General features: G+C 66.0%; 6 protein-coding genes and 1 pseudogene. 1 reads left to right on the top strand and 6 read right to left on the bottom strand.

What is annotated here, in order from left to right; translation table 11 throughout:
* Positions 1-1,642 (top strand): putative bifunctional diguanylate cyclase/phosphodiesterase (locus AC2VOU_RS16665; RefSeq protein WP_486958363.1); only part of this gene is annotated, 1,642 nt, incomplete at its 5' end.
* Here the strand turns inward: AC2VOU_RS16665 and argH are convergent.
* From argH to argB, 6 genes and pseudogenes are all read right to left on the bottom strand, one after another.
* Complete coding sequence (gene argH, locus AC2VOU_RS16660; RefSeq protein ID WP_486958362.1) at positions 1,639-3,051, bottom strand: argininosuccinate lyase; 1,413 nt, start codon at positions 3,049-3,051, stop codon at positions 1,639-1,641. The two genes, AC2VOU_RS16665 and argH, sit on opposite strands and share 4 nt — an antisense overlap.
* Complete coding sequence (locus tag AC2VOU_RS16655; protein WP_486958361.1) at positions 3,048-4,256, bottom strand: argininosuccinate synthase; 1,209 nt, start codon at positions 4,254-4,256, stop codon at positions 3,048-3,050. The genes argH and AC2VOU_RS16655 overlap by 4 nt, the downstream gene beginning before the upstream one ends.
* A gap of 26 nt (positions 4,257-4,282) precedes the next feature.
* Positions 4,283-4,777, bottom strand: a complete 495-nt coding sequence (locus AC2VOU_RS16650; RefSeq protein WP_486941085.1) for an arginine repressor — start codon at positions 4,775-4,777, stop codon at positions 4,283-4,285.
* Positions 4,774-5,700 carry an ornithine carbamoyltransferase gene (argF, locus tag AC2VOU_RS16645; protein ID WP_486958360.1) on the bottom strand — a complete coding sequence of 309 codons (927 nt, stop codon included), beginning with the start codon at positions 5,698-5,700 and terminating at the stop codon, positions 4,774-4,776. Before argF ends, AC2VOU_RS16650 begins: the two co-directional genes overlap by 4 nt.
* A complete protein-coding gene (locus AC2VOU_RS16640; RefSeq protein WP_486958359.1) occupies positions 5,697-6,887 on the bottom strand; it encodes an acetylornithine transaminase in 1,191 nt (396 codons plus the stop codon). Before AC2VOU_RS16640 ends, argF begins: the two co-directional genes overlap by 4 nt.
* Positions 6,884-7,453 (bottom strand): annotated as a pseudogene (argB, locus tag AC2VOU_RS16635) (acetylglutamate kinase); the annotation flags it as partial. The gene AC2VOU_RS16640 and the pseudogene argB, both read right to left, overlap by 4 nt.
* Positions 7,454-7,596 lie beyond the last annotated feature (143 nt).

Here is a 7,596-nt window from a genome sequence, read left to right as displayed (position 1 = left end):
GAATCCCGACGCCGTGGTCAGCACCGGATGGATCGGCGGGACGTACCTTCTGGCGGTGTCGGGCCTCGCGTCCCGCCCGGGTCCCGCCGTCGACAGCGATCTTTCTCGACCCTCCTCGCGGCTCGCCATGCTGCTGCCGTATCTCCCGCTGTCATTCGCGGCCACCGTCGGCGCGGTATATTTTTGGCCGGCAGATGCGGGCGAGGCGTTCGTCTACACGACCGGTCTGGTGATGGTCTGCACGATGCTGATGCGCCATTTCCTGGCGATCGACCGAAAACGAAGGTTGCTGGAGGCAGTCACCGATGCTGCTCTGCGCGACACGGTGACCGGTCTGGCGAATCGACGGTTGCTCGACGAAAGATTAGCGCACGCCGCACAATTGCACCACCGTCTTGATGTCCCGCTGAGTGTGCTAAGCATCAGGGTGGACGACTTCAAGATCGTCAACGACACCCTGGGTCATGCGGCAAGCGATGCGCTGCTGCACAGTGTGGGCGTCCGCATCCAAGCCAGTGTCCGCGCCGACGACACCGTCGCCCGTCTCGGTGGCGACGAATTCGTCGTCGTGGTCGAAGATCGTCCCGAGGTCGCCGCGCAGGTCGCCAGCAGGATCGCCAAAGCCTTCGAAAGCGCGCTCAACATCGGCGACAACCGGGTATACGTGCATTTGAGCATCGGCGTGGCAACGGCACCGGACCACGACGAAACTGCGCTAACCGCAGCTGATCTGCTCAGCTGGGCCGAATCGGCCCGATCACGCGCGGAGCAGACAAGTGCAACGGATATCCAGACGTTTACCCCGGAGAAGGACGCACATCTCGGTCGACGTCAGACACGCCGGGCTGGGGTGGAGCGGCTGCAATTGCTGTGGGACCTACGCCGCGCGATTGACGACCGTCTGCTGACGCTGGCGTATCAGCCGCAATTCGGGATGCTGAGCGGTGAGGTATGCGGCGCTGAGGCGCTATTGCGTTGGGAACATCCGACTTTGGGCACGTTGGAGCCCGGTGAATTTCTGCCGTTGGTGCGCGAGCACGGCCTGACCGACGCCGTCACCGACGTGGTGCTTGCACGCGCGGTGGCCGACGCCGCGGGTTGGCATGCGCTCGGCACCGCGATTCCGGTCTCGGTAAACTTGTGGGCACGCTCACTCGACGAGGACGCCCTGCCCGACCGCATCATGAGCGTGCTGGACATTCACGGTATGTCGGCGCGGTTTTTGACGGTGGAGATCACCGAGGAACTGGTGGTGGCCGACTTCGACAAGGGTCGTGCCGTACTGAATCGTCTCCGGGAAGCCGGTGTTCGTGTTTCGATCGACGACTTCGGCAGCGGATACTCCACGTTGACGTATCTTCGAGAGCTGCCCATCGACGAAGTCAAACTCGACCGTCAGTTGATTGCCCCGATTCTATATGACCGACGTGCCGCGACAATCGCACGGTCTGTGATCGAACTGGCCGAGGAGTTCGGAATTTCCAGCGTCGCCGAAGGCGTCGAAAACGAAGACACCGCTCGTTGGCTCCGAAAATTCGGCTGCGACATCGTGCAGGGCAACTATTTTTCGGGGCCGTTGCCCGCCGGTGAAATCCCGCAGGTGCCTGCGGTTGCCGCGCACCCGGGCCCGGTAGCGCGCTAGCGGCTCAGCCGACGGCGAAGCTGCTCAGCCACCGATAGCACCGACTCACGTTGGCGGGCAACCTGATTGGGAGCCGTACCGCCACGGGCGTCGCGGGATGACACCGAGCCTTCGATGGTGAGCACCTCACGAACCGCAGGGGTGAGAGCGTCGCTGATGGCCGCCAGCTGATCGTCGGTGAGCTCTTCGAGCCCGACTCCGAGCTTTTCCGCGACCTGAACCGCAGCCCCGGCGGCCTCGTGGGCGTCCCGGAACGGAACACCCTGGCGCACCAGCCATTCGGCGATATCGGTGGCCAGCGTGTAGCCGGCCGGAGCCAGTGCCGCCATCCGCTCGACGTTGAATGTCAGGCTGGCGACCAGGCCGGCCATCGCCGGCAGCAGCAGCTCGAGCTGTGCCACCGAGTCGAACACCGGCTCCTTGTCCTCTTGCAGGTCGCGGTTGTAGGCCAGTGGCTGTGCCTTCAGCGTCGCCAACAGCCCGGCCAGGTTGCCGATCAGCCGGCCCGACTTGCCGCGAGCCAACTCGGCGATGTCGGGATTCTTCTTCTGCGGCATGATCGAACTACCGGTCGACCACGAGTCGTGCAACGTGACATAGCCGAATTCGGTCGAACTCCAGAGGATCACATCTTCGGCGAGCCGGGACAGGTCGACGCCGATCATCGCGAAGACGAAGGCCGCCTCCGCGGCGAAATCCCTTGACGCGGTAGCGTCCACGGAGTTCTCGGCAGCCGCGGTGAAGCCGAGCTTTTCGGCGATCGCGTCGGGATCCAGGCCCAGCGACGAACCGGCCAGCGCCCCGGAACCGTAGGGCGAGATCGCCGTACGCGCGTCGAGGTCGATAAGCCGGTCGACGTCGCGCAGCAACGGGTGGGCGTGCGCCAGCAGATGGTGCGCCAGCAGGATCGGCTGGGCGGACTGCAGATGGGTCTTGCCGGGCATGATGGCATCCGGATACGCGGCCGCCTGGGCCGCCAGTGCTTCGACAAGCTCAAGCGCGCCGGCGGCCACACGCCGCAGCGCATCGCGCAGCCACATCCGAAACAGCGTGGCCACCTGGTCGTTTCGTGACCGGCCCGCGCGCAGCCGACCGCCCAAGTCGGGGCCGACCCGATCGATCAGCCCGCGCTCCAGCGCTGCGTGCACGTCTTCATCGGTGGGCAGCGGCCCAAAGCTGCCGTCGCCGATGTCTTCGGCCAGACTGTCCAGGCCGGCCAACAACCCATCGCGCTGTTCGGTGGTCAACAACCCGGCGTTGAACAGCACCTGAGTGTGCGCCTTGGAGGCGGTGACGTCGTACGGTGCCAAGACCCAGTCGAAATGGGTCGAGCGGCTCAGCGCGGTCAGCGCCTCGGACGGGCCGTCGGCGAAACGCCCGCCCCACAGCGATCCTTCGTTGGTGCTCACGTTTCGTCGGTGGCCAGATCCCGGCGTGCGGCGAGCTTGGACGACAGCCCGTGCACGTAGACGAAGCCCTTGGCCATCGACTGGTCGAAGGTGTCGCCCTCGTCGTAGGTGGCCAGGTTGAAGTCGTACAACGACTCGGCGCTACGCCGACCGTTGACGGCAATATGCCCGCCGTGCAACACCATTCGGATCTCGCCGGTGACGTGTTCCTGGGTCTTGGCGACGAAGGCCTCCAGGGCGGTCTTCAGCGGTGAATACCACAGGCCGTCGTACACCAACTCCGCCCAGCGCTGGTCGGTGTGCCGCTTGAACCTGCCCAGCTCTCGTTCCAGGGTGACGTGCTCGAGTTCGGCGTGCGCGGTGATGAGGACCATCGCGCCTGGGGCTTCGTAGATTTCGCGACTCTTGATGCCCACCAACCGGTCCTCGACGACGTCGAGTCGCCCGACGCCCTGCGCGCCGGCGCGGCGGTTGAGTTCCTCGATGGCCTGCAGCACCGAGACCGCGCGGCCGTCGATCGTGACCGGCACGCCCCGTTCGAAGCCGACGATCACCTCGTCCGGGGTGTTCCAGTTGACGGTCGGATCTTCGGTGTAGTCGTAGACGTCCTTGGTAGGCGCGTTCCAGAGGTGTTCCAGGAAGCCGGTTTCCACCGCGCGGCCCCAGACGTTCTGGTCGATCGAGAACGGCGAGCGCTTGGTGACGTTGATCGGGATGGCGTTCTCCTCGGCGAACGCAATGGCCTTCTCCCGGGTCCAGGCGTAGTCGCGGACCGGCGCCAATACCTCCAGATCTGGTGCCAGTGAAGCGAATCCGACCTCGAAGCGGACCTGGTCGTTGCCTTTGCCGGTGCAGCCGTGCGCGACGATGCCGCCGCCGTGTTCGCGGGCGGCCTCCACCAGGTGTTTGGCGATCAGCGGCCGGCTGATCGCCGACACCAGTGGGTAGCGGTCCATGTAGAGGGCGTTGGACAGGATGGTCGGCAGGCAGTAGCCGTCGGCGAATTCGTCGCGGGCGTCGACCACGACGGCTTCCACCGCGCCGCAGTCCAGCGCACGCTGACGCACCACCTCCATATCCTCACCGCCCTGTCCGAGGTCGATCGCGACGGCGACGACCTCTCTGCCGGTCTCCTTGCCGATCCAGCTGATCGCCACCGAGGTGTCCAGACCACCGGAATAGGCCAAGATGACGCGATCGGACATGAATCGATCTCCTTTAAGTCGTGCGGTTACGTCAGGTTTTGGAGCACGCCGGCCAGCTCGGCGCCGGTCATCGGCTCGCGGGCCGCCACGAAGATGGTGTCATCCCCGGCGATGGTCCCGACCACGTAGGGCAGGGCGGCGCGGTCGATGGCGCTGGCCAGATAGTCCGCCGCCCCCGGTGGCGTGCGCAGCACCGCCAGGTTGCCGGTGGCATCGGTCGACACCAGCACCTCGCTCAGCAGCCGGGACAGCCGCGCGGTACCGCCGGGCACGCCGCGTAGCGGGCTGCCCTCTTCGGGAACGACATAGACGCCGACACCACCGTCGGCGCCGCGCAGCTTCACCGCGCCGAGCTCCTCGAGGTCTCGCGACAGGGTGGCCTGAGTGACCTCGACACCGTCAGCCGCCAGCATCGCGGCCAGCTCGCCCTGGCTGCGGACCTCCGCCGACGACAAGATCGCCACGATGCGGGCCTGTCGCCCCACGCGGGTGATCTCCGGTGTCGTCTTCGAGCGCGTCATGGGAGGCGTTCCAGCAGCCACACCAGCAGCGCTTTTTGCGCGTGCAGTCGGTTCTCGGCTTCGTCCCACACCGCGCTGTGCGGGCCGTCGATCACCTCGTCGGTGATCTCATGGCCCCGGTGAGCCGGAAGGCAGTGCAATACGACAACTTCCGAGTCGGCTTTGGCCACCAGGTTCGCATTGAGCTGGAACGCCCGGAACGGCCGTACGCGATCCAGCCCGTCGTCTTCTTGGCCCATCGACGTCCAGGTGTCGGTCACCAGCACGTCGGCACCGGATGCGGCGGCGATCGGGTCCGCGGTGACGGTCACCGATCCGCCGGTGTCGGCGGCGCGGTGTTCGGCGGCCGCGATGAACAACCGATCCGGTGCGAATCCGGTTGGCGCTGCCACTGTTACGTGCATGCCCGCGGTGACGCCGCCGAGCATCAGCGAATGCGCCATGTTGTTGGCGCCGTCACCGAAGTAAGTCATCCGCAGACCGCGCAGCGAGCCCTTGCGCTCGGCGATGGTCTGCAGATCGGCCAGCACCTGGCAGGGGTGGAACTGGTCGGACAGCGCGTTGACGATCGGCACCGTGGCGGTTTCGGCCATCGCGGTCAGACGCGCTTGACCGTAGGTGCGCCACACGATGGCATCGACGTAGCGGGACAGCACTTTAGCGGTGTCCTGCAGCGTCTCCTCGCGGCCCAGCTGGGTGCTGCGGCCGTCGACCACAACGGCGTGCCCACCGAGCTGGGCGATGCCCACCTCGAAGGAAAAGCGGGTGCGGGTGGAATTCTTGTCGAAGATCACCGCGACGCCGCGCGGCCCGTCCAGCGGGCGGCGGCTGAACGGGTCCTTCTTCAACTCGGCGGCCAGCTGCAGGACATCGGCTTGCTCGGCCGGGGTCAGGTCGTCGTCGCGCAGGAAGTGTCGCGTCATGAAGCCCTCTCGGCGGTGTCGAGGATGCCCGGCAGCGCGGTGACGAACGTGTCGAGCTGCTGCTCGGTGATGATCAGGGGCGGCGCCAGGCGGACGACGTCGGGTGCGGCGGCGTTGACCAAGAATCCGGCCGATCGGGCGGCCGCCTCGACCGCGTTGGCCGTCGGCGCGGTCAAGACGACCCCGCACAGCAGGCCGCGGCCGCGGACGTGGTCGATCGCGGGATGGTGCAGCGCTGCGATGTTCTGGTGCAACGTCTTCCCCAGCGACGCGGTCCTTCGGACCAGGTCGTCGTCGGCGATGGCCCGCAGCACCGCCAGCGCCGCTGCCGCGCAGATCGGGTTGCCACCGAAGGTGCTGCCGTGCAGGCCGGGGGTCATAAGCTGGGCGGCCCGACCGGTCGCCAGGCACGCCCCGATCGGCAGGCCGCCGCCGAGCCCCTTGGCCATCGTCACCACGTCGGGAGTGACGCCGTCGTGCTGGTGTGCGAAAAACGTTCCGGTGCGCCCCATTCCGGTCTGCACCTCGTCTAGGACCAGCAGCGCGCCGTGGCGGGCGGTGATATCGCGGGCTGTGGCCAGGTAGCCGTCCGGCGGCACGACGATGCCGCTCTCCCCCATGATCGGCTCCAGGAATACCGCCGCCGTGTCGTCACCGACCGCAGCCGCCAGTGCATCGGCGTCGCCGTAGGGCACGTGGGTGACGTCGCCGGGTAGCGGTGCGAACGGAGCCTGCTTGCTCGGCTGGCCGGTTAACGCCAGGGCGCCCATCGTCCGGCCGTGGAAGCCACCTTGCGCCGCAACCAGTTTCGTTCGGCCGGTGAGACGAGAGAGTTTGAACGCCGCCTCGTTGGCCTCGGTTCCGGAGTTGCAGAACAACACCCGGGTCTCGGTGTCGGCGCCAAGCAGGCCGGCCAGCGCCTCGGCCAGCGCGATGCCAGGTTCAGCGGCATACAAATTTGAGGTGTGTCCCAGCGTCGACATCTGCCGCGTCACAGCCTCGAGCACGGCCGGGTGCCCGTGGCCGAGCACGTTGACTGCGATGCCGCCGAGCAGGTCCAGATACGACTTTCCGTCGACGTCGGTGACCACGGCGCCGTTGCCACTGGCCAACGCCACCGGCGGAAGGCCGTAGTTGTTCATCATCACCGCCGACCAGCGGTCCTGAAGTTCCTCAGTGTGGGTCATGCGCTCACCACCTTCGTTCCGGAGCCCTCATCGGTGAGCAATTCGACCAGCACGCAGTGCTCGACGCGGCCGTCGATGATGTGCGCGCTGGGCACACCGCCCTTGACCGCGTGCAGGCAGGCTTCGATCTTGGGAATCATGCCCGTCTCCAGCGTCGGCAGCAGTTCAGTCAAGGTGGCGGTGTCGATTTCGCTGACCAGCGAATCCCGGTCCGGCCAGCGGGTGTAGAGACCGTCGACATCGGTCAGCATCAGCAGCTTCTCGGCACCCAGAGCCTCGGCCAGCGCACCCGCGGCGGTGTCGGCGTTGACGTTGTGGACGACACCGTCGACGTCGGGCGCCAGCGTCGACACCACCGGAATCCGATTGGCGGCAATGAGATCCAACACTACAGCGGGATTCACCCGCTCGATGTTGCCCACCAGGCCGATGTCGGTGTCGACGCCGTCGACGCTGACGCTGCGCCGTACCGCGGTGAACAGGTTGGCGTCCTCGCCGGTGACACCGACCGCATAGGGGCCGTGCTCGTTGATCAGGTTGACCAGTTCGCGACCAACCTGAAAAAATTCTCATCCCGCCTCCACTCCAACCACGCTCCGCTCAATTTACTATTGCATAGTAAACATAATTTTATGTTGGACAGGTAACATCTTGTGTTGCGAAGATGGGCGGAGCCTTATTCATATATTTTATTTATAATATTTTTAAC

Source organism: Mycobacterium sp. TH-M25 (assembly GCF_057473665.1).
Note: the sequence above shows the minus strand (reverse complement) of the source record. Positions and strands in the feature narration are given on the sequence as shown.